The following is a 2,711-nucleotide window of genomic DNA, read 5'->3' as shown; positions in this document are numbered from 1 at the left end:
CTACAGGGCAGTCATACTCTGCATGGCCCCGATATCGACAAGGGCGTTTCTTGCAAATCGCATGAATGAAATCAACGGCCTTGGGGGCAAGATGCTGGCCAGGCTGTCAGAATCTAGGGACGTAAACGAGTTTCTGGAAATGTCGTTCCATTTTGCGCAGACGCTCGGCCTCACAGAAGGAAAGTGCAGGGCTCCTATAGAGGCACTCAGGACCATAGGAATTCCGGCGAGTGTCGCGCTCTTTGGCCAGACGGTGTTTACGCTTGTTCCAGAGGAGCGCGCAGGAGAAGCGGCCGACGCCCTGAAGGGTTTTGGCGGCAAGGTGCTTGCCTGCAACATTGGCACAGGGGCAAGGGTCCTCTAAAACAAATGATACCGGCGGACCACCCGAGGGCCAAGTCGCTTCATACGAGGGAGAGACTGGTCGACGGGTTCAGGCGGGGGCTGGTGGCGCCGGAAGGGCTGATTGCGCACGGCAGAGGCGAGGCTTTTGACTATTTGCTCGGCGAGCGCACCAGCGCAGTCGCAAAACAGGCAACAGAGGCTGCGGCTGCAATGCTTTTGCTGTCAAAAAGGCCGGTGCTGTCTGTGAACGGCAACGCGGCGGCGCTTGTGCCAAAAGAGATTGTGGAACTGGCAAAAGCTATAGGCGCGGCTATTGAAGTCAACCTGTTTTACAGGACGCAAGAGCGAGAGCAGGCTATCAAGGACGAGCTCTTGAGGTTTGGCGCCAAAGACGTCCTCGGGGTCGGCGAAGGGGCGTCTGCACAGATACCGGAGCTTTCAAGTGAGCGCAGGAGGGTCGACCCGGAAGGCATCTTTGTCGCAGACACGGTCTTTGTCCCGCTTGAAGACGGCGACAGGGCGGAGGCGCTCGCAAGGATGGGAAAAAAAGTCATAACCATAGACCTCAACCCGCTCTCTCGCACATCCAGGGCTGCAAGCGTAACCATAGTCGATAACCTCGTGCGCGCCATGCCGGCCCTCGTAAAGGCAGCAGAGGCACTAAAGGGCAAAGACGAAAAGACGCTGCAAAAGATACTGGCAGGATTTGACAACAATGAAAACCTCGGCAGGTCGCTAATGACGATAAGGGGCGGAACCAAATGACGCAGACAAGAAAGAAGGTCAGCGTCACCGACCTTGACGCCATGAAGGGCAAGGAAAAGATCGCGGTGCTCACATCATACGACTACTTGATGTCGCTGATATGCGACAGGGCGGGTGTCGACGTAATTCTCGTCGGCGACAGCGCGGGCATGGTGGTCCTCGGCCACCCGAGCACAGTGCCCGTCGGGATGCCAGAGATGCTGGTGTTTTGCGGCGCGGTGTCCAGGGGAGCCAAACGAGCGATGATAGTCGGCGACATGCCGTTTGGCTCGTACCAGCCGAGCACGAGTATGGCCATAGAAAACGCGGTGCAGTTCATCAAGGCGGGCTGCGACGCGGTGAAACTTGAAGGCGGCACCGAGGTTGCAGACAAGGTCAGGGCGCTGGTGGATGCAGGCGTGCCGGTGATGGGTCACATAGGATTAAAGCCGCAGACCGCCGCGCTGTGGGAAGGCTATCGCCTCAAGGGCAAGACTGCCGATTCCGCCTCGCGGCTGGTCAAAGACGCGCAGGCGCTTGAAAAGGCAGGCGCCTTTGCAATCGTGCTTGAAATGGTGGCAAGTGAGGCCGCCGAAATCATTACGAAAAAGGTTTCCGTGCCCACGATAGGCATAGGGTCAGGCCCCGGCTGCGACGGCCAGGTGCTCGTGCTCCACGACTTGCTTGGGATATACGAAGACATCAAGCCGAGGTTTGTCAAGAGGTATGCCGAGCTTGCCAAGCCCATCCTTGACGCCGTGGCAGGCTATGCCCAGGACGTCAAGGCCGGCAGGTTCCCGGAAGAGCAGAACACATTCCACATGAGCCCTGATGAAATGCAAAAGATGAGGAGAAAGAAATGAGCCACCCGTCAAAGGACATAACAGGCTCTGAGGGTGGCGAGCTGGATGGAAGAAAGATCGTGCTCTGCATCACGGGGAGCGTGGCGGCCTACCGCGCCGTCGACCTTGCGCGGCTCTTTATGCGCCACGGCGCGGACGTGTACGCTGTCATGAGCGAGGCGACCGCGACTGCGCTCTTGCATCCCGACATGATGAAGTGGGCCACCGGCAACGACGTAGTGACAAAGCTTACCGGCAACCTGGAGCACATCATACTGGCAGATTATGGCAAATCCGACCTAATAGTCGTGTACCCGTGCACGGCAAACACCATAGGCAAGGCGGCAGGCGGCATCGACGATACGCCCGTGACGTCCGTCCTGAGCGTCGCACTCGGCTCAAAGATCCCGGTCGTGATCGCTCCTGCAATGCATGAGGCAATGTACGAAAACCCGTTCATACAGGAGAACGTGAGAAAACTGCAGGGGCACGCCACGTTTGTTGGGCCCAACATTGAGGAAGGCAAGGCCAAGGTCGCCGAGCCGGGGCAGGTGCTTGATGCTGCAATTGCAATCCTGGCCGGCTCCCGGCCCCTTGCAGGCAAAAAGATCCTGATAACTGCGGGGAGCACCGTAGAGCACATTGATCCGGTGCGCGTTATTACCAACCAGAGCTCGGGCAAGATGGGAGCCGCGATTACAAGGGAGGCCGAGAGGATGGGCGCCAGGGTTACGCTCGTGTACGGGCATGGCACGGCAAGCCCCACAGGTAGAGTCGTTA

At 58.4% G+C, this 2,711-nt stretch carries 3 protein-coding genes and 1 pseudogene; all 4 read left to right on the top strand.

The window, feature by feature from the left end; all coding sequences use genetic code 11:
• Positions 1 to 364, top strand: a pseudogene (locus tag ACREAY_RS11135) (hypothetical protein); the annotation flags it as partial.
• Positions 365 to 369: 5 nt separating this feature from the next.
• The gene (locus ACREAY_RS11130; protein WP_431755842.1) at positions 370 to 1,110 is read left to right on the top strand and encodes a 4-phosphopantoate--beta-alanine ligase; all 741 of its coding nucleotides are present in this window, start codon (positions 370 to 372) and stop codon (positions 1,108 to 1,110) included.
• Positions 1,107 to 1,952 (top strand): 3-methyl-2-oxobutanoate hydroxymethyltransferase, encoded by an 846-nt coding sequence (gene panB, locus ACREAY_RS11125; RefSeq protein WP_431755841.1) that lies wholly within the window; start codon positions 1,107 to 1,109, stop codon positions 1,950 to 1,952. The genes ACREAY_RS11130 and panB overlap by 4 nt, the downstream gene beginning before the upstream one ends.
• Positions 1,949 to 2,711: bifunctional phosphopantothenoylcysteine decarboxylase/phosphopantothenate--cysteine ligase CoaBC (coaBC, locus tag ACREAY_RS11120; protein ID WP_431755840.1), on the top strand; the 763-nt coding region annotated here is incomplete at its 3' end. The genes panB and coaBC, both read left to right, overlap by 4 nt.

The organism is Nitrososphaera sp. (assembly GCF_050748925.1).
Lineage (GTDB): Archaea > Thermoproteota > Nitrososphaeria > Nitrososphaerales > Nitrososphaeraceae > Nitrososphaera.
This window is presented reverse-complemented; position numbering and strand designations above follow the sequence as displayed.

What these genes read in the sequence shown, in the direction of transcription:
- panB (WP_431755841.1), top strand. Translation starts at nt 1,107, where the DNA reads ATGACGCAGACAAGAAAGAAGGTCAGCGTCACCGACCTTGACGCCATG.
- ACREAY_RS11130 (WP_431755842.1), top strand. Translation starts at nt 370, where the DNA reads ATGATACCGGCGGACCACCCGAGGGCCAAGTCGCTTCATACGAGGGAG.